General features: G+C 54.6%; 17 protein-coding genes, 1 pseudogene and 1 riboswitch. Of the genes and pseudogenes, 17 read left to right on the forward strand and 1 reads right to left on the reverse strand.

What is annotated here, in order from left to right; translation table 11 throughout:
• The 10 genes and pseudogenes from def to M467_RS25825 form a co-directional block, all read left to right on the forward strand.
• Positions 1-426, forward strand: a pseudogene (gene def, locus M467_RS31870) (peptide deformylase); the annotation flags it as partial.
• 45 nt (positions 427-471) lie between these two features.
• Positions 472-1,386, forward strand: a complete 915-nt coding sequence (gene fmt, locus M467_RS0115985) for a methionyl-tRNA formyltransferase (protein ID WP_031200317.1) — start codon at positions 472-474, stop codon at positions 1,384-1,386.
• Position 1,387: 1 nt separating this feature from the next.
• A complete protein-coding gene (rsmB, locus tag M467_RS25790) occupies positions 1,388-2,716 on the forward strand; it encodes a 16S rRNA (cytosine(967)-C(5))-methyltransferase RsmB (RefSeq protein ID WP_021067075.1) in 1,329 nt (442 codons plus the stop codon).
• A gap of 2 nt (positions 2,717-2,718) precedes the next feature.
• The gene (gene rlmN, locus M467_RS25795; RefSeq protein WP_021067076.1) at positions 2,719-3,804 is read left to right on the forward strand and encodes a dual-specificity RNA methyltransferase RlmN; all 1,086 of its coding nucleotides are present in this window, start codon (positions 2,719-2,721) and stop codon (positions 3,802-3,804) included.
• A gap of 8 nt (positions 3,805-3,812) precedes the next feature.
• The gene (locus M467_RS25800) at positions 3,813-4,547 is read left to right on the forward strand and encodes a Stp1/IreP family PP2C-type Ser/Thr phosphatase (protein ID WP_021067077.1); all 735 of its coding nucleotides are present in this window, start codon (positions 3,813-3,815) and stop codon (positions 4,545-4,547) included.
• Between the two features lie 5 nt (positions 4,548-4,552).
• Complete coding sequence (pknB, locus tag M467_RS25805) at positions 4,553-6,496, forward strand: Stk1 family PASTA domain-containing Ser/Thr kinase (protein ID WP_021067078.1); 1,944 nt, start codon at positions 4,553-4,555, stop codon at positions 6,494-6,496.
• 44 nt (positions 6,497-6,540) lie between these two features.
• Positions 6,541-7,425 (forward strand): ribosome small subunit-dependent GTPase A, encoded by an 885-nt coding sequence (gene rsgA, locus M467_RS25810; RefSeq protein ID WP_021067079.1) that lies wholly within the window; start codon positions 6,541-6,543, stop codon positions 7,423-7,425.
• Position 7,426: 1 nt separating this feature from the next.
• Positions 7,427-8,083 carry a ribulose-phosphate 3-epimerase gene (gene rpe, locus M467_RS25815; protein ID WP_021067080.1) on the forward strand — a complete coding sequence of 219 codons (657 nt, stop codon included), beginning with the start codon at positions 7,427-7,429 and terminating at the stop codon, positions 8,081-8,083.
• 19 nt (positions 8,084-8,102) lie between these two features.
• Positions 8,103-8,203, forward strand: a riboswitch (TPP riboswitch).
• 76 nt (positions 8,204-8,279) lie between these two features.
• Positions 8,280-8,852 (forward strand): energy-coupled thiamine transporter ThiT, encoded by a 573-nt coding sequence (thiT, locus tag M467_RS25820; RefSeq protein ID WP_021067081.1) that lies wholly within the window; start codon positions 8,280-8,282, stop codon positions 8,850-8,852.
• Positions 8,852-9,439 (forward strand): thiamine diphosphokinase, encoded by a 588-nt coding sequence (locus M467_RS25825; protein ID WP_021067082.1) that lies wholly within the window; start codon positions 8,852-8,854, stop codon positions 9,437-9,439. Before thiT ends, M467_RS25825 begins: the two co-directional genes overlap by 1 nt.
• Before the next feature lie 58 nt (positions 9,440-9,497).
• Here the strand turns inward: M467_RS25825 and rpmB are convergent, their stop codons facing one another.
• The gene (rpmB, locus tag M467_RS31640; protein WP_015881349.1) at positions 9,498-9,686 is read right to left on the reverse strand and encodes a 50S ribosomal protein L28; all 189 of its coding nucleotides are present in this window, start codon (positions 9,684-9,686) and stop codon (positions 9,498-9,500) included.
• Positions 9,687-9,939: 253 nt separating this feature from the next.
• Between rpmB and M467_RS25830 the strand changes: the two genes are divergently transcribed.
• The 7 genes from M467_RS25830 to plsX all read left to right on the forward strand — a co-directional run bounded on the left by M467_RS25830 (position 9,940) and on the right by plsX (position 17,307).
• The gene (locus M467_RS25830) at positions 9,940-10,302 is read left to right on the forward strand and encodes an Asp23/Gls24 family envelope stress response protein (protein ID WP_016509701.1); all 363 of its coding nucleotides are present in this window, start codon (positions 9,940-9,942) and stop codon (positions 10,300-10,302) included.
• A 22-nt stretch (positions 10,303-10,324) separates the two neighbouring features.
• Entirely contained in the window at positions 10,325-12,016 is a 1,692-nt protein-coding gene (locus M467_RS25835; RefSeq protein ID WP_021067083.1) for a DAK2 domain-containing protein, read from the forward strand.
• A 63-nt stretch (positions 12,017-12,079) separates the two neighbouring features.
• On the forward strand, positions 12,080-12,742 hold the full coding sequence (gene sdaAB / locus M467_RS25840; RefSeq protein ID WP_021067084.1) for an L-serine ammonia-lyase, iron-sulfur-dependent subunit beta: 663 nt from the start codon (positions 12,080-12,082) through the stop codon (positions 12,740-12,742).
• A 12-nt stretch (positions 12,743-12,754) separates the two neighbouring features.
• The gene (sdaAA, locus tag M467_RS25845) at positions 12,755-13,642 is read left to right on the forward strand and encodes an L-serine ammonia-lyase, iron-sulfur-dependent, subunit alpha (RefSeq protein WP_021067085.1); all 888 of its coding nucleotides are present in this window, start codon (positions 12,755-12,757) and stop codon (positions 13,640-13,642) included.
• Positions 13,629-15,659: an ATP-dependent DNA helicase RecG gene (recG, locus tag M467_RS25850; protein ID WP_021067086.1), complete on the forward strand. Its 2,031-nt coding sequence runs from the start codon at positions 13,629-13,631 to the stop codon at positions 15,657-15,659. The genes sdaAA and recG overlap by 14 nt, the downstream gene beginning before the upstream one ends.
• Before the next feature lie 92 nt (positions 15,660-15,751).
• Complete coding sequence (gene fapR, locus M467_RS25855) at positions 15,752-16,321, forward strand: transcription factor FapR (RefSeq protein ID WP_021067087.1); 570 nt, start codon at positions 15,752-15,754, stop codon at positions 16,319-16,321.
• The gene (gene plsX, locus M467_RS25860) at positions 16,318-17,307 is read left to right on the forward strand and encodes a phosphate acyltransferase PlsX (protein ID WP_021067088.1); all 990 of its coding nucleotides are present in this window, start codon (positions 16,318-16,320) and stop codon (positions 17,305-17,307) included. Before fapR ends, plsX begins: the two co-directional genes overlap by 4 nt.
• Positions 17,308-17,324: the final 17 nt, after the last annotated feature.

A 17,324-nucleotide genomic window follows, 5' to 3' on the forward strand; every position in this document is an offset into this window, starting at 1 on the left:
ATGTATAAAGTAGTAGAGATTCCAAATGAGATTTTACGGGTCACGTGTGATCCGGTGACAAAGTTTGATAAAAAATTGCGTCAGACGGTCGATCGACTGTTCGACACGATGTATGAATATGATGGGGTCGGTGTGGCCGCCCCACAGGTCAATTTGAATCAACGGCTCGCTGTCGTCCATACGGATGATGAGACGGGACCGCTCGTGTTGATCAATCCGGAAATCATCGAGACGTCCGGGACCGAGGTCGGTCTTGAAGGTTGCTTGAGTATCCCGGGTGAGTTCGGTTTCGTCGAACGGCATGAGACGATCGTCGTCAAGACGCAGGATTTGAAAGGCCGCACCCAACAAGTGAAGGCGAGCGGATTCTTCGCTCGGGCGATTCAACATGAGATCGACCATTTGGACGGAGTATTGTTCACGGACAAGCTCGCCGTGCCGGACAAAGGGACGGATCAGCGTATCGTCTTCATGGGGACGCCGACATTTGCCGTATCCGTACTTGAGCGCTTGCTCGAAGAAGGATACAATGTCGTAGGTGTCGTCTCGCAACCGGACAAACCGGTCGGCCGTAAACGCGAACTGAAACCGACGCCGGTGAAAGAGTGTGCCCTGCGCCACAATATCCCGGTGTTACAGCCTGAAAAGGTGCGGACCGATTACGCGGATATCTTGGCACTCGAACCGGACTTGATTGTGACGGCGGCGTACGGACAAATCGTCCCGACCGAACTGTTAGAAGCACCGAAACATGGCGCCATCAACGTCCATGCCTCGCTGTTGCCGAAACATCGAGGTGGCGCGCCGATTCATCAAGCCATCCTCGATGGGGACAAAGAGACGGGTGTCACCATCATGTATATGGTCGATAAGCTCGATGCTGGCGACATGATTGCCAACACGGTCGTCCCGATTGAAGAATTGGACACGGTCGGTACGTTGTTCGACAAGCTCGCGGTCGCAGGGTCAGACTTGTTGCTCAAGACGCTTCCTGCCTTCCTCGCTGGTTGGATTGAAGCCGTACCGCAAGACGAGCGTGACGTCACGTTCGCACCGAACATTAGCCGAGAGCGGGAACAGATTGACTGGACCCGTGCCGGTGCAGACATTTATAACCACATCAGAGGGATGAATCCGTTCCCGACGGCGTATACGACGATTGCCGGGGAACGGGTCAAACTGTTCTTCGGGTCGAAAACGACAGGGACGGGTGAACCGGGAACGATTGTACGACTTGAAGAGGATGGATTTGTCGTCGCGACAGGCGACGCGGTCGCCATTAAAGTGGTCGACTTGCAACCATCTGGTAAAAAACGAATGGACGGGGCCACATTTATGCGTGGGGCCGGCCAAAAGTTACAAGTCGGCGATCGACTAGGAGGATAATATGAACGTACGAGTTGCAGCACTGGATACGCTAATCAAAATCGAACAAGGCGGCGCCTATTCGACGATTGCGGTCAACGATTTATTGAAACAGAAGAAATTGGCGACGAAAGATGTCGGCCTATACACAGAGCTCGTCTATGGGACGCTCGGCCGGAAACGGACGCTCGATTATATTTTAGAGAAGCGGGTTCAAAACCCGAAAAAATTGGACCGTTTCGTCTTGCCGCTCTTACGGATGAGTGTCTATCAACTGTTTTACCTCGACAAGATTCCGGATCGGGCCGTCTTGCACGAAGCGGTCGAGATTGCGAAAAAACGGGGCCATTCGGGTACCGGTAAGTTCGTCAACGGCGTGTTGCGCAACGTCATTCGGGACGGGTTCCCGGATTTGAGCACGCTTCCGGACGCTGAACGGATTGCCATCGAACATAGCCATCCCGATTGGCTCGTCGCCGAATGGGTGGAAACGTACGGTGTCGAAGCGACCGAGGCGATGTGTAAATTAAACAATGAGCCGGCTCCGGTCACGGTTCGGGTCAACCGCCAGCGCGTCACGGTCGAAGAGATGATTGAACGGCTCGCCGAAGTCGATGTCGTCGCGACACGTTCGGAGCTGTCAGCGGACGGACTCATCATCGAATCCGGAAACGTTCACTCGACAGCGTTCATCGATATGGGCTTGTTGTCGATTCAAGATGAGAGCTCGATGATCGTCGCCGATGCGCTTCAAGCCGGGAAAATGGAACGCGTCCTCGATGCGTGTGCCGCACCAGGTGGAAAAGCGATGCATACGGCAGAACGCATGGACGGTGGAACGCTCGTCGCCCTCGACTTGCATCCGCATAAAGCGAAGTTGATTGAACGTCAAGCGAAGCGTCTGCATATCGATGGAGTGACCGCACTTGCCCTCGATGCCCGCCAGGCCGGGGATAAATTTGAACCGGAGAGCTTCGACCGGATTTTACTCGACGTCCCATGCTCGGGACTCGGTGTCATCCGTCGCAAGCCCGATATCAAATGGACGAAAGACAAGTCCGCCCTCGCCGGACTGCCGAAAGTCCAACGTGAAATCATTGACGCCGTCTTGCCACTGCTTAAACGAGGTGGTACGCTAGTGTACTCGACATGTACCATCGACCCTACTGAGAATGAACAGCAGGCCGATTACATTTTGTCGAACGGATTGACGTGGGATGAGACACTCCAAGACCGTCTTCCACAAGTATTGCACCCGATGATGTCATCGGACCGCGCTGAACTCAAATTACTCCCGACGTCGTTCGGGACGGACGGTTTCTATATCGCCGCATTCAAGAAAGAGGTATAAACATGAATCCAAAAGCAGTTGAAAAAAATCCATTAGTCGGTGCCAAGCCGTCACTCTATTCCCTCACGTACTCAGAGCTCGAACAATGGCTGATTGAGGCAGGAGAAAAATCGTTCCGCGCGAAACAGTTATATGACTGGATGTACGTCAAGCGTGTGACATCGTTCGACGATATGACGAACGTCTCGAAACCGCTCCGCGAGAAATTAGACGCAGCGTTCCAATTGACGACGTTGAAAGAACTCGTCCGTCAAGAATCAAAGGACGGGACGATCAAGTTCTTGTTCGAGCTTCAAGACGGTTATTCCATCGAGACGGTACTCATGCGCCATGAGTACGGAAACTCGGTCTGTGTCACGACGCAAGTCGGCTGCCGCATCGGTTGCACGTTCTGTGCTTCGACGCTCGGTGGTTTGAAACGTAACTTAGAGGCCGGTGAAATCACGGCCCAAGTCCTCGACGTCCAGCGCGCGCTCGACGCGAGCGAAGAGCGGGTCGACTCGGTCGTCGTCATGGGAATCGGCGAACCGTTCGATAACTACGACGAATTAATGCGCTTCTTGCGCACGGTCAACCACGATGACGGCTTGAACATCGGTTCACGTCACATCACCGTGTCGACGAGTGGGATCGTACCGAAGATTTACAAGTTTGCCGATGAAGGCATGCGCATCAACTTCGCGATCTCGCTTCACGCGCCGACGACGGAGATTCGGACACGCCTTATGCCGATCAACCGTGCTTACAACTTGGACAAGTTGATGGAAGCCGTCAACTACTATACAGAGAAGAGCGGTCGCCGCATCACGTTCGAATACGGTTTATTCGGCGGGGTTAACGACACGGAAGAACACGCGCATCAACTCGCTGACTTGTTGAAAGGCGTCAAATGCCACGTCAACTTGATTCCAGTCAACCACGTGCTCGAGCGCGATTACGTCCGCACACCACGTAAACAAATTTTTGCCTTTGAAAAAGTGCTCAAAGATCGAAAAGTGAACGTGACGATTCGTCGCGAACAAGGTTCGGATATCGATGCGGCTTGTGGGCAGCTTCGAGCGAAGGAGCGCGAACAAGAAACGAGGTAATCACGAAGATGGAATTAGCATACCGAACCGACCGGGGCCAAGTGAGAGCACAGAACGAGGATGCCGTCTTGATTTTAGGGGACGAACATGCCGGAATTGCTCTCGTGGCCGACGGGATGGGGGGGCATGAAGCCGGGGAGGTCGCGAGTCAGCTCGTCATCGAGCAGTTTCGCCGTGCCTTCTCGACGCTTCCGGCCTCGCCGATGGAGATGGAGAATTGGTTCCGCCAAAACGTGGAACTGGCCAATGATCAAGTGCTCGATTTCTCGAAACAAGCCAACCTCCTCATGATGGGGACGACGATTGCCGGTGTCTGTTGGCACGACGAGACGATCGTCATCGTCCACGTCGGGGATAGTCGTGTGTATGCCTTGCGAGATGATAAGCTGCAGCAATTGACGGAAGATCATTCCTACGTGAACGTGTTGAAACAACTCGGCGAATTGACCGAGGAAGAGATGCGCGTCCATCCGAAACGTAACATTATCACCCGTTCAATCGGCTCGAATGAGCATGTCGAACCTGATCTGCAAGTGTTTGCCGAACCCGAGTTTGACACGATTTTAATCTGTACGGACGGCTTGACGACTCATTTGACTGATGAGGAAATCAAGCAAGTCTTGAAACGTCCCGTCTCGGCGGACGTCAAGGCGGATCAATTGATCGATCAAGCCAACCGTTTGGGTGGGAGTGACAACATCACCGTTGCCCTCGTCCAGTTCACAGATAGAAAGAGAGGATGAATCCGATGCGAAGTGGAGAACGAATCAACGATCGTTATCGGATCGAACAGCAAATCGGCAGCGGCGGCATGGCAAATGTCTACCGGGCTCACGATGAGATTTTAAACCGAACCGTCGCCATCAAGGTGTTGCGATCTGAATTCTCGCATAACGAACAATTTATACGCCGGTTCGAACGGGAAGCCCACGCGGCGACTAGTCTGAACCATCCGAATATCGTCGCCATCTACGACGTCGGAGACGAGCGTGACATCTATTACATCGTCATGGAACACGTCGATGGGATGACGCTCAAACAATATTTGCAAGAAGAGTACATATCTGTCGACGAGGCGCTCCGTATCATGGGACAGATTTGTGATGCCATCGACCATGCCCATGCGAATCGAATCATTCATCGGGACATCAAACCGCAAAACATGATGATCGATCAGAGCGGCAACGTCAAAGTGACGGACTTTGGGATTGCGGTGGCCATGTCGAACGCGACGCTGACCCATACGATGTCAGTGCTCGGCTCGGTCCATTACTTTTCTCCAGAACAGGCGCGCGGAAAGTTCGCCGATGAGAAGTCAGATATTTATTCACTCGGTGCCGTCCTGTATGAACTCGTGACCGGACGCGTTCCGTTCATCGGGGAGACGCCAGTCGCCGTCGCACTTCAACATTTGCAAGACGACCCGATTCGACCGATGGATTTGAACCCGAACATCCCGCAAGCGCTTGAGAACTGCATCATGCAGGCGCTGGCGAAATCACCGGGCGCCCGTCACACATCGGTCGCCGCCTTTAAGAAGGATTGCATGACGGCGCTCGACCCGGAACGTGCGAACGAACCGAAACGCCTCAGTACGGAACAGGACGCATTCGATCAGACGCTCGTCATGTCACCGGTCGTCCCGGACGAACCGAACGTCAAAGAGACACCGGAACAACCGGTCGCACCGAGCGAACCTGAGACAGCGAACCCGAAGCCGAAACGGAAGAAGAAGTGGTGGCTTTGGCTCCTACTCCTCTTCTTGTTGATTGGCGGCGGAATCGGGGCATATGTCATCGCCGATGAGATGTCCCGTGCCGTCGTGCCAGACGTCGTCGGGATGACGAACGACGAAGCGACGACCGAACTCGAAACAGCCGGTTTTGTCGTCGAAGCGACAGAGCGGGCGAGCGATAACATCGCCGCTGGCGACGTCATTTCGCAGACACCGCAAGCCGGTCGGAAACCGAAACGCGGAACGACCGTGACGATTGTCGTGTCGGCCGGGAAAGAGACGGTCGCGATGCCGGACGTCGAAGGATTGTCTCAGTCGGCGGCCGAGCGGACGCTCAAAGACCTCGACTTTGCGGATATCGAAATTCAATCCGAGGCGTCGGAGACGGTCGACAGCGGCGATGTCATCTCCCAGTCGATTGCTCCGGACAACGAGGTCGTCCCGTCTGAAGAGACGGTGACGCTCGTCGTCTCGACCGGTAGCAATAAAGTCGAACTCGCCAATTTAGCCGGGTATACGTTTGAGGAAGCGACGACGTACGCCGAACAGAATAGCTTGAAAATCGTCAAACGAGACGAGTATTCAACGAGCGTGCCCGCCAACCAAATCATTCGTCAGTTACCGACGGCCGGAACAGCCGTCGACCCGGGGACGGAATTGACCGTCATCGTGTCGCAAGGGGTCGAACCGACCGACGTCTCGATTGAACGGGAAGTCAACGTCGAAATCGATCCGCCTGCTGAAGGCGAAGAACCTGTGGCACTCGAGGTCGTCATTCGGACGGTAGACGCCCGTGGCGAAGTCGAAGTGTTGCGTGATAAGATAACGGAGACGACGACTTACTCGTATACACTCGTCATTGCACCGGACGAAGTCGGAACCGCGACGATCGAAGTCGACGGGGAAGTCGTCCGGACGGATACGGTGACGTACGCACAAGCAAAAGATTCACAATGAAGAGGTGGCGCGCGCGTCGCCTCTTTTTCTAAGGAGGTCATAGGATGAAAGGTACGATTATTCGATTACAAGGCGGGTTTTATGATGTCATGACGGAAGAGAAACAAGAAATCCGTTGTCGCGCCCGCGGCAATTTCCGCAACCGGAACATCTCGCCGGTCGTCGGCGACGATGTCGATATTCAAGACCAAGGGGACGGCACAGGCTATATCTTGGCCGTCGATGAGCGGTCGAACCATCTCGTCCGCCCGCCGATCGCTAACATCGATCAAGCGTTCTTGCTGTTCTCGGTCAAGGAACCGGCATTCTCGTTCCATCTGCTCGACCGTTTCCTCGTCTTAATCGAATCGAAGCAAGTCCATCCGATTATTGTCTTAACGAAAATGGACTTGTTGACGGAGTCGGAACTCGAAACGATTCAAGCGGCAGCGGCCTTATATCGGTCAATCGGCTATGAAGTCATCGAGACGTCGACGGAGACCGGGTCGGGGATTGAACAAATTCGTGGGTCGTTTAAAGAGAAGACGAGCGTGTTTGCCGGACAGACCGGTGTCGGCAAGAGTTCGCTCTTGAACGCGGTCGCGCCGGAACTAGAACTCGCGACCGGGAAAATCTCGAAGTCGCTCGGGCGAGGTAAGCACACGACACGTCACGTCACGCTCATCACGCTCGCTGACGGGCTCGTCGCTGACACGCCTGGTTTCTCAAGCCTCGAGTTCCCAGAAGAGCTCGAAGTCGAGGAGATGCGCTGGTGCTTCCCTGAGTTCGTCGAGCGGCACGACGACTGTAAGTTCCGAGGCTGTGCCCATTTGAACGAACCGGGTTGTGCCGTCAAAGCGGCCGTCGAGGCGGGAGAAATCGCTTCCACCCGTTACGAGAATTATGTTACGTTTATGGCAGAGTTAAACGATAGACAACGGAGGTACTGACATGATTAAAATTGCACCCTCGATTTTAGCGGCGGACTTCGCCAACCTAGAGGCAGAAGTGAAGGCGGTCCAAGAGGCCGGCGCGGATTATATCCATTTTGACGTCATGGACGGTCAATTCGTCCCGAACATCTCGATTGGTCTCCCGGTGCTCGCGAGCTTACGGAAGAAGTCGGACATGGTGTTAGACGTCCATTTGATGATTGACCAACCGGAGCGCTACGTCGAAGACTTCATCAAGGCGGGAGCGGACATCGTCACCGTCCACGTCGAAGCGACGAACCATTTGCATCGCGTGCTTCAACAAATCAAGGCGGCCGGAGCCAAGTGTGGCGTCGTTCTCAACCCGCATACGCCGCTATCATTGATTGAACACGTGCTCGGTGACGTCGACATGGTCCTTCTCATGACGGTGAACCCTGGCTTTGGGGGGCAGAAGTTCATTGAATCGGTCGTGCCGAAAATCGCGGCGTTGAACGAGATGCGCCAAGCGCGCCGTCTCGACTTTGAAATCGAGATTGACGGCGGCGTCAACGCGGAGACGGCGAAATTATGTATCGATGCCGGTGCTGACGTGCTCGTGGCCGGCTCGGCCATCTATAATGAGCCGAGCTATAAAGACGCAATCGATAGCATTCGCAACGCATCTCGTGTATAATCGTCCATAGAACAACAAATATTGTCGCAAGGGGTGTCACATTCTGTGGCTGAGAGGCATACGCTAACCCTTTGAACCTGTTCCGTTCACACGGACGTAGGGATGTGGCGAAAATGCACGTTGCTACTCGATAGCAGCATGGCGTTTACGTCATGCTGCTTTTTGTCGTTCGCTCATATTTTAAGGAGGGAAATAGATGAAACAACGTTTAAAATTACAGGCGCTCATTGAAATCTCATTGTTCGCCGCACTCGGTTTGATTTTTGATTTGCTCATCCCGTTCCGGATGCCGCAAGGCGGGTCAATCAGCTTGGCGATGTTGCCGATTTTCGTCATGGCATATCGTCACGGTTTGAAAGGCGGACTTGCGACCGGTGCACTTGTCGGAACGCTGCAACTGCTGTTCGGGGCCTACATCTTCACGCCGGTCCAGTTCCTGCTCGACTACACGTTCGCTTACGGTGTCGTCGGGATGGCGGGGCTGTTCGCGGGTCAAGTGAAACGAGCCGCCAAGGATGAGGCGAAAAAGACGCTCGTCGTCTATTTGGTGCTCGGCGCGCTCCTGGGCTCACTGCTTCGTTACGGCGCCCACGTCTTGTCGGGGATCGTCTTCTTCGCCGAATACGCGGAAGGTCCGGTCGTCGCCTACTCGTTCGCCTATAACATGACGTACATGCTCCCGTCCTTCCTCGTGTCGGCCGTCGTCCTCGTCCTCTTGTTCGTCTCGGCGCCGCGCTTCGCGACGCTCGCGACCCGGGACGTCCGCTAATGCGGGTGTTGATTGTGGCGGCCAGCCCGGAACCAATCTCGGGACTCCCTTGTGACGTCGATTACATCATCGGCGTCGATGGGGGATACGAGACACTGTTGAACCACGGGCTGAACCCAGATCTCGTCGTCGGCGATTTCGACTCCTTCACGGGCGAAGTGCCGATCGACGCCATCCGCTATCCATCTGAGAAAGATGTGACCGACCTCGAGATCGCTCTCGAGGCGGCACGGGGGCATGGCGCGACGGAGATGCTCGTCTACGGTGCGCTCGGCGGCCGGCTCGATATGACGCTCAGCAATATCGGTCTGCTCGAGGCGTATCCGGAGATGCGTCTCGCCACGGCAGGGCAGACGGTACGACTCGTCGGGGCGGGACGCTATGAACTCCCGCGTCAAGACGATCACTATTTGTCGCTCATCCCATGGAAGCAGGCGAACGTGACCATCCGCGGTGTCAAATATCCGCTCGACCGTCACGATGTCGTCAGCCATGAGGCGCTCACCATCTCGAATGAATGGGACGGTGAAGTGGCGGACTTGATCGTGCACGACGGTATGGTGCTCGTGCTGTATGTCAAAAAATGAACACAAAAAAATCCCATCGGCGAATGCCGCTGGGATTTATTTCGTTCGTGTATAAAAATTATACGCGTTCAACGAGACCTGATTTAAGAGCGCGAGCTGAAACCCAAACTCGTTTAGGTTTACCGTCAACGAGAATACGAACTTTTTGTACGTTTACACCCCAAGTGCGTTTTGTCTTGTTGAGTGCGTGCGAACGGTTGTTACCTGATTTAGGTGATTTACCTGTTACGTAGCATTTACGTGCCATGCGTTTCCCCTCCTTTTTTATGTGGGTTCGTCCTAATAGACACTCGTTTATATTAGCACGGGTTTTTTCACGATGCAACTAGAAAATCATAGGATGACAAGAAAAAAACTTGACATTACTGGAAAGGATTTTAATAATGAATGAGGGTTACGGCTACAATTGACCGAGTTTATGGAGCAGGTTCTTTTAATAACTAGGTACTTATTGTAGAATGTAGTGAAGGAATCATTCCGAATAAAGGAGGCTACTCCATATGGCAATTGAAATGAAGACAACATATGGCAATATTGACATCACGAACGACGTGGTCGCGACACTCGCAGGCGGTGCGGCGATGGAATGTTTCGGCGTTGTGGGAATGGCGTCTCAAGCTCAATTGAAAGACGGGATCGCAGAACTATTGAAACGTGAAAACTACGCCCGAGGCGTGGTCGTACGTCAAGATGGAGAAGACGTACATATCGACATGCACATCATTGTAAGCTACGGGACGAAAGTGTCGGAAGTCGCATACAACGTGCAAAGCCGTGTAAAATACACGCTCGGTGAAACTTTAGGATTAAACGTTTCGTCGGTAAACATATTCGTACAAGGCGTTCGTCTGACGAATGACTGACGAGAACGAAGGAGGATTTGGTGTGGGTTTAAAACGTTTAGATGGATTGGTGTTCGCGAACATGGTCGCGAACGGTGCAGCCAACTTGAGCCAGAATGCGGATTATGTAGATTCGCTTAACGTCTTCCCGGTGCCGGACGGCGACACGGGGACGAACATGAATTTGACGATGACATCGGGTGCGAAAGAAGTGGCCGCACTCAACTCGGCGAATATCGCTGACGTCTCATCGAAGTTTGCACGCGGTCTCTTGATGGGGGCACGTGGGAACTCGGGCGTTATTTTGAGCCAGTTGTTCCGTGGTTTCGGTAAAGCAATCGAAGGCAAGACAGAAGTGTCGACAGTCGATTTCGCCGAAGCGTTGAAACGTGGCGTCGATACGGCATACAAGGCGGTTATGAAACCGGTTGAAGGAACGATTTTGACGGTTGCTCGTGAAGCGGCCGACGAAGCGCTCCGTGCTTCAGAGTCGACGAGCGACTTCAACGAGTTCATGGAACTCGTGATTGTCGAAGCGAAAGCTTCACTCGAACGGACACCGGACTTATTGCCGGTCTTAAAAGAAGTCGGCGTCGTCGATTCAGGCGGCCAAGGCTTGCTCGTCATTTATGAAGGGTTCCTCGCTAGCCTCGAAGGCAAAGAACTTGAGAAACCACATGCACCGGTCATGGATGCGCTCATTGAAGCTGAACATCATGCCCACGCTGCGCAAGGATTCATGTCGACGGAAGACATCGAGTTCGGCTATTGCACGGAAATCATGGTCCGGTTCCAAGACGAGAAATTGAAGGACGCGCCGTTCAACGAGGACGCGTTCCGCAATGAATTGTCTGAACTCGGTGACTCGCTCCTCGTCGTCGCAGACGAAGAGTTGCTCAAAGTTCACGTTCACGTCGAGACGCCAGGTGACGTCATCACGAAAGGACAGCGTTACGGGGAACTCGTCGCTGTCAAAATCGAGAACATGCGTCAACAGCACTCGACTATCTTAGAAGAAGAGCATGGCGCCAACCAGCACGGCGTTCAAACGGCTGCTCCGACGGCTCCGAAGGCGAAAGCGCCGTTCGCGATCGTTACGGTCGCGATGGGCGAAGGTGTCAGCGAATTGTTCCGTTCACTCGGGGCGGCCCACGTCATCGAGGGCGGTCAGACGATGAACCCATCGACGGAAGATATCGTCAAGGCGATTGAAGCGGCCAACGCGGATCACGTCTTCATCTTCCCGAACAACTCGAACATCATCATGGCTGCTGAACAAGCGGCCTCGGTCGCACCTTGCGGCGTCTCGGTCATTCCGACGAAGACGGTGCCACAAGGACTCGCGGCAGCGATCGCCTTCAATCCGGAAGCGGATGTGGAAACGAACGAGAGCGTCATGAAGGCTGCGGCAAGCGCCGTCAAGTCTGGTCAAGTGACGTATGCGGTTCGTGATACGAGCATCGACGGTGTCGAGATTCGTAAAGACGACCACATGGCGATTGCCGAGAAGAAAATCGTCGCCTCATCGGCTTCGAGCCTCGAAGCGGCGAAAGCGCTTGTCGACGCGCTCGTGGATGCCGATGACGAAATCATCACGATTTTGACGGGCGAAGGTTCGTCAGCGGAAGACGTCGTAGCACTCTCGGCGTATATCGAGTCGAAGAACGACGAGATTGAAATCGAGGTTCATGACGGGAAACAACCGCTCTACTCCTACATTTTTAGTGTGGAATAAGCTGTAACTCAGCCCTACCTTCTGTATAATGAAGGTAGGGTTTTTTTGAAAGGGGGAAATGCGATGAAATATCGCAGTGTGTTTGATATCATCGGTCCGGTCATGGTCGGTCCATCGAGTTCGCATACGGCCGGAGCCGCGCGCATCGGCCTCATGGCTGGGAAGTTGTTCGGGCGTACGCCACGGCTCGCGCACATCACGTTTTATGGGTCGTTCGCCGATACGTATCGGGGGCACGGTACCGATGTCGCCATCGTCGGCGGCATCATGGGCTTCGATACGTTCGATTTGCGCATCCCGCAAGCACTCGATATCGCCAAAGAGCGCGGCATCGAGGTCGTCTTTGAGACGAGCGATGCGTTGACAGACCATCCGAACACGGCCCGGGTCCACCTCGAAGACGAGGATGGCACGTTCGAAATCGTCGGGATTTCAATCGGCGGCGGGACGATCGAGATTACCGAGTTGAACGGATTCCCGCTCAAACTGTCAGGCGGCGGTCCGGCACTCGTCGTGTTGCACCATGATCGCTTCGGGGCGATCGCGGCCGTGACCGGCATCTTGGCCCGGCATGAGTTGAATATTGGGCATATGGAAGTGAGTCGTCACGAGAAAGGCAAGCAAGCGCTTATGGCGATTGAGATTGATGAACATCTGTCAAAAGACGTGTTAGCGGAAATTGAGCGGTTACCTCAAATCGAGCGGGTAGCCATCTTTGGGGAATAAGGAGAAACCAATATGTTTAAATCAGTAGAAGAATTAGTCAGAACGGCAACAGAGCGAGGCATTCCGATTTCAGAAGTGATGATCGAGCAAGAAGTGCACGTCAGACGCTCGACGCGGGAAGAAGTCGTCGGTATGATGGAGCGCAATCTAGAAGTGATGGAAGAAGCGGTCGCCCGGGCACTCGAAGGCGTGACGTCCGTGACGGGTCTCACGGGGAACGATGCCGTGCTCATGACCGACTATATCCGTTCCGGCAAATCGCTCGCCGGAGACTTGATTTTAGATGCGGTCGCAAAAGCGATCGGCACGAATGAAGTGAACGCGGCGATGGGACGCATCTGCGCGACCCCGACCGCCGGAAGCGCCGGCGTCGTACCGGGTACGTTGTTTGCGGTCAAAGAACGTCTGGAGATGGACCGTGACGCGATGGTCCGCTACTTGTTCACGTCAGGAGCGTTCGGCTTCGTCGTCGCAAACAACGCTTCGATTTCAGGAGCGGCTGGTGGTTGTCAGGCGGAAGTCGGCTCAGCGACCGGGATGGCCGCCGCGGCCATCGTCGAAGCGGCCGGCGGGACGCCGGAACAATCGGCGACGGCGTTTGCAATCGCACTGAAAAACATGCTCGGTCTCGTCTGTGACCCGGTTGCGGGGCTCGTCGAGGTGCCGTGCGTCAAACGGAACGCCATGGGCGGGGCGAACGCCATCGTTGCGGCCGATATGGCACTCGCCGGGATCACGTCACGGATCCCTTGCGACGAGGTCATTTCCGCGATGCATGAGATTGGCCAGATGATGCCGACCGCGTTGAAAGAGACAGCGCGTGGTGGTCTCGCCAATACGCCGACGGCACGCCGTCTCGAACGAAACATCTTTGGAGAGAAAGAAAATGTCCAGAAGTGAGGCGTTGACGACGCTGAAAGGGGTCGGGCCAGAAATGGCCAAAAAATTAGAGACGATGGGTCTCGAACGAATCGAGGACGTGCTGGAGCACGTCCCGTTTCGTTATGAAAATTATAATAGCGGCACGGTGACGACGGCCATTCACGGCGACCTCGTCAAATGGAGCGGCACCGTCCAGGCGGCACCGCTCGTACGCTATTACAGTAAAGGCAAGAACCGTCTCCAATTCCGCTTGTTGCTCGAGGAGCGCTACGTCGTCCACGTGACGATGTTCAACCGGGCCTTTTATAAAGACAAGCTCGCGCTCGGCGCCACGGTGACGGTCAAAGGGAAATGGGATATGAACCGGATGACGATCAGTGCGACCGACCTCGAGTTCGGTGAGCTCTCGGATGGGTTGCAACCGATTTATTCGCTCCGGGCCGGACTGACCCAAAAGAATTTCGGACGCATCGTCAAACTCGCATTCGAACAGACGACCTCGTTCGAGAATCGCCTGCCCGAATCGATTCGGCAACGTTATCGTCTCGAGGACCGGGAGACGATGTTGAAAGGGATGCATTTCCCTGATTCGGTCGAGACGTATAAACAGGCACGCCGAAGTTACGTCTATGAAGAGTGTCTGCTCTATCAATTGAAACTCCAGGCGTTCCGTAAGATGGAGCGGGCGGGGAAAGGGCGCGCGCTCACGCTCGACAAGCAGCGGTTGAACGAGTTCGTCAAACAGCTCGCGTTCCCGTTGACAGGGGCACAGACACGTGTCATCCGGGAGATTGTCGGCGACTTAGAAAAGCCAGAACGGATGAATCGGTTGTTACAAGGGGATGTCGGGAGCGGAAAGACAGTCGTTGCCGCGATCGCCTTGTATGCGACGGTGTGCGCCGGCTATCAAGGGGCGCTCATGGTCCCGACGGAGATTTTGGCCGAACAGCATCTCGCCTCGTTACAGGCGCTGTTCGAACCTTACGGCATGCGCGTCGGGCTACTGACGAGTTCGGTCAAAGGAAAGGCTAGGAACGAATTGCTCCAGGCGATTAAAGACGGCGACGTCGATATCATCGTCGGGACGCACGCCTTGATTCAAGGGCCGGTCGAGTTTTCGCGTCTGCATCTGGCCATCACCGATGAGCAACACCGGTTCGGGGTCGAACAGCGGAAAATGCTCCGTGACAAGGCGGAACTCGCCGACGTGCTCTATATGACAGCGACGCCGATTCCACGGACGCTCGCCATCAGCGCTTTCGGGGAGATGGACGTCTCGACGATTGATGAGATGCCGGCCGGGCGGAAGCCGATTGAGACGTATTGGGCCAAGACCGATCAAATTGACCGGGTCCATGCGATGGTGAACCGTGAGCTCGCCCTCGGACGTCAAGCGTACGTCATCGCGCCGCTCATCGAGGAATCGGACACGCTCGAAGTCGAGAGCGCGACCGCGCTCTACGACATGTTACGGGAGCGCTTCCCGAATTATGCGGTCGGTCTCATGCACGGTAAACTGTCGAGCACCGAGAAAGACGAGGTCATGAAGGCTTTCGCTAGCAACGCCCTCCAAATCCTCGTCTCGACGACGGTCGTCGAGGTCGGGGTGAACGTGCCGAACGCCTCGCTCATCATCATCCACGACGCCGAACGATTCGGCTTGGCGCAACTGCACCAGCTGCGTGGGCGTGTCGGTCGAGGCGCCGATCAATCTTATTGTATATTGGTAGGGGATCCAAAGTCCGACGTCGGGAAACTTCGTTTAAAGACGATGACCGAGACGAATGACGGATTCGTGCTCGCCGAGAAAGACTTGGAACTCCGCGGGGCCGGTGACTTCTTTGGGACGGCCCAGAGCGGTCTGCCAAGCTTCCGCGTCGCTGATCCAGTACTCGATTTAAAAGTGATGGAAGTGGCGATGCAAGACGCCGTCCGGCTGCTCGGGAGCGAGGCGTTTTGGAACGAGGCGACGTATGCCCCGCTCCGACACTATTTGAAACGACTCGACTTACTCGTCGGAGAACGATTGGAATGACAAACAACACTTGAAAATAAAATCTAAAGAATATATACTGCTATTAGTACCAGGTATTAAGTTCTTTAGCATAGAGTTTAGGAGGGAACTGAATGCGGGTACCTAAGAAAGAGCGGCAACGCTTATTGCAAGAAACGATTGATCGCAACCCGTTCATCAAAGACGAAGAGCTGTCGAAACAGTTTGCAGTCAGTATTCAAACGATTCGACTCGATCGGATGGAGTTAAAGATTCCGGAAGTGAGAGAACGGATCAAGCACGTTGCCTCAGAACACCTCGATGAAGTGAAGTCGCTCGCCATGAGCGAGGTCATCGGTGATATGATTGACTTGAAGCTCGATGAATCGGCCATCTCGGTTCTCGACATTGAGAGAGAACACGTCTTTAGCCGCAACGAGATCGCCCGGGGACACGTATTGTTCGCCCAGGCCAACTCGTTAGCGGTGGCGCTCATCAATGATGAATTGGCGTTGACCACTAAAGCGGACATCCGGTTTAGTCGCCAGGTCCATCTTGGAGAGCGAGTCGTTGCCAAGGCTCGTGTAATCAAACTACGTCGGGACGGAAGAACGGACGTCACAGTGGATAGTTATGTCGGCGAAGAGTGTGTCTTTAGCGGAGACTTCACGATCTATCGTCGCGGTGAGGAGGAACAGGCATGAAATTAGCAATCGATGCAATGGGCGGGGATCATGCCCCGAAAGCAATCGTGGAAGGCGTCAAACAGTTTGCCGACGCGTTCCCGAATGAGCAGATGGAACTGTTTTTAGTCGGAGATGAGGTCAAACTCGCCTCTTATGGGTTGACCGACCCGCGAATCAAAATCGTTCCGGCAAGTGAAGTCATCACCGGAGACGATGAGCCGGTCCGGGCCGTCCGCCGTAAAAAGGACAGCTCGCTCGTCGTGGCGGCCAAACTCGTCAAAGACGGAGAGGCCGACGCCCTCGTCTCGGCTGGGAATACCGGCGCCCTCATGGCGGCGTCACTATTCGTCATCGGACGGATTCCCGGCATCGAGCGTCCCGCGTTGTCACCTACGTTCCCTACATATACGGGTAGCGGTGTCGTCATTTTAGACGTCGGGGCCAACCCGGACGCTAAGCCTGAGCACTTGGTCGACTATGCGATCATGGGCTCGCTCTACGCTGAGCACGTCCGCGGCGTCAAGCGCCCGCGCGTCGCGCTACTGAACATCGGGACCGAGGCTGGGAAAGGAAACGCCCTCACGAAAGAGGCGTACCCCCTCCTTGAACAAGCACCGGTCCACTTTGTCGGCAACGTGGAAGCACGTGAGGCGATGTCCGGTGACGTGGACGTCATCGTCACCGAAGGGTTCGCCGGAAACATTTTGCTCAAAGGTGTCGAAGGCTCGTCATCGATGCTCATGAAGATGATGAAAGAGCAGTTCACGAGCGATTTCGTCTCGAAGCTCGCCGCTCTCGTCTTAAAACCGAAGTTGAAACGATTGAAACAAACATTAGATTATCGGGAACACGGTGGAGCCGGGTTATTCGGCATCAACGCCCCGGTCATTAAAGCGCACGGTTCGAGCGATGCGCTCGCCATCATGAGCGCGCTCAAACAGGCGAAAATCATGGTTGATCACGACGTCGTCGCGAAGATCAAGCAAGCCAAAGCCACAAACTAATTCAAAGAAGGTGAGTA

The organism is Exiguobacterium chiriqhucha RW-2 (assembly GCF_000416965.1).
Taxonomy (GTDB): domain Bacteria; phylum Bacillota; class Bacilli; order Exiguobacteriales; family Exiguobacteriaceae; genus Exiguobacterium; species Exiguobacterium chiriqhucha.

Excerpts from the sequence above, each read along its gene's own strand:
- fmt (WP_031200317.1), top strand. The coding sequence starts at position 472 with ATGGGGACGCCGACATTTGCCGTATCCGTACTTGAGCGCTTGCTCGAA.
- rsmB (WP_021067075.1), top strand. The coding sequence starts at position 1,388 with ATGAACGTACGAGTTGCAGCACTGGATACGCTAATCAAAATCGAACAA.
- rlmN (WP_021067076.1), top strand. The coding sequence starts at position 2,719 with ATGAATCCAAAAGCAGTTGAAAAAAATCCATTAGTCGGTGCCAAGCCG.
- M467_RS25800 (WP_021067077.1), top strand. The coding sequence starts at position 3,813 with ATGGAATTAGCATACCGAACCGACCGGGGCCAAGTGAGAGCACAGAAC.
- pknB (WP_021067078.1), top strand. The coding sequence starts at position 4,553 with ATGCGAAGTGGAGAACGAATCAACGATCGTTATCGGATCGAACAGCAA.
- rsgA (WP_021067079.1), top strand. The coding sequence starts at position 6,541 with ATGAAAGGTACGATTATTCGATTACAAGGCGGGTTTTATGATGTCATG.
- rpe (WP_021067080.1), top strand. The coding sequence starts at position 7,427 with ATGATTAAAATTGCACCCTCGATTTTAGCGGCGGACTTCGCCAACCTA.
- thiT (WP_021067081.1), top strand. The coding sequence starts at position 8,280 with ATGAAACAACGTTTAAAATTACAGGCGCTCATTGAAATCTCATTGTTC.
- M467_RS25825 (WP_021067082.1), top strand. The coding sequence starts at position 8,852 with ATGCGGGTGTTGATTGTGGCGGCCAGCCCGGAACCAATCTCGGGACTC.
- rpmB (WP_015881349.1), bottom strand. The coding sequence starts at position 9,686 with ATGGCACGTAAATGCTACGTAACAGGTAAATCACCTAAATCAGGTAAC.
- M467_RS25830 (WP_016509701.1), top strand. The coding sequence starts at position 9,940 with ATGGCAATTGAAATGAAGACAACATATGGCAATATTGACATCACGAAC.
- sdaAB (WP_021067084.1), top strand. The coding sequence starts at position 12,080 with ATGAAATATCGCAGTGTGTTTGATATCATCGGTCCGGTCATGGTCGGT.
- sdaAA (WP_021067085.1), top strand. The coding sequence starts at position 12,755 with ATGTTTAAATCAGTAGAAGAATTAGTCAGAACGGCAACAGAGCGAGGC.
- recG (WP_021067086.1), top strand. The coding sequence starts at position 13,629 with ATGTCCAGAAGTGAGGCGTTGACGACGCTGAAAGGGGTCGGGCCAGAA.
- fapR (WP_021067087.1), top strand. The coding sequence starts at position 15,752 with ATGCGGGTACCTAAGAAAGAGCGGCAACGCTTATTGCAAGAAACGATT.
- plsX (WP_021067088.1), top strand. The coding sequence starts at position 16,318 with ATGAAATTAGCAATCGATGCAATGGGCGGGGATCATGCCCCGAAAGCA.